The following is a 574-nucleotide window of genomic DNA, read 5'->3' on the forward strand; positions in this document are numbered from 1 at the left end:
AGCCCAAGAAAGCCAAATGCGCCGCACTTTGAGTAGTTTCCTCAACCGCATCTACTACGATTTACGCAATTTAGGGCAAACTTCCCAAGACCGCGCCCTCAATTTTGCCGCGACTAACGCTTTCCAAGCAGCGCAAACTTTTTCTGAGGCTGTGGGTGCGGGGATGGAACTCGACAGTATTAACGTTTCTAAGAGTCCTTTCTGTCGGCTGGATAGCGATTGTTGGGACGTACAGTTAAAATTCTTCGACCCGGAAAATAGCCGCCGCGCTCGTAAAATCTTCCGGTTTACAATAGATGTGAGTGATTTAATTCCTGTTACTTTGGGCGAAGTGCGTTCCTGGTCTTCTCCTTATTAGTCCTCTCCCCTGCGCTGACTTCTGACTTCAAGTACAGGCGAAGCATTCGGATAGGAAATCTAAGGTTTCAGCGATAGGTTATGCCCGAATGCTTCGCCCCTACCCCCATTATTTACCCGAAAACAACCGTGAGACTTCCCAAACAATCTGCTCCCGTCAAACGACCCCATTTTATTCATCCCCATGAATGCGTCGATATTGTTCATGGAGATGGCG

1 protein-coding gene and 1 pseudogene are annotated in these 574 nt (G+C 48.3%); both read left to right on the top strand.

Annotated features, from left to right (window positions below; translation table 11 throughout):
- Positions 1-358, top strand: a pseudogene (locus tag MICAI_RS16340) (peptidase S8); the annotation flags it as partial.
- An 80-nt stretch (positions 359-438) separates the two neighbouring features.
- Positions 439-574 (top strand): cyanobactin biosynthesis system PatB/AcyB/McaB family protein (locus MICAI_RS24185; protein WP_149978584.1); only part of this gene is annotated, 136 nt, incomplete at its 3' end.

Source organism: Microcystis sp. T1-4 (assembly GCF_000297435.1).
Taxonomy (GTDB): domain Bacteria; phylum Cyanobacteriota; class Cyanobacteriia; order Cyanobacteriales; family Microcystaceae; genus Microcystis.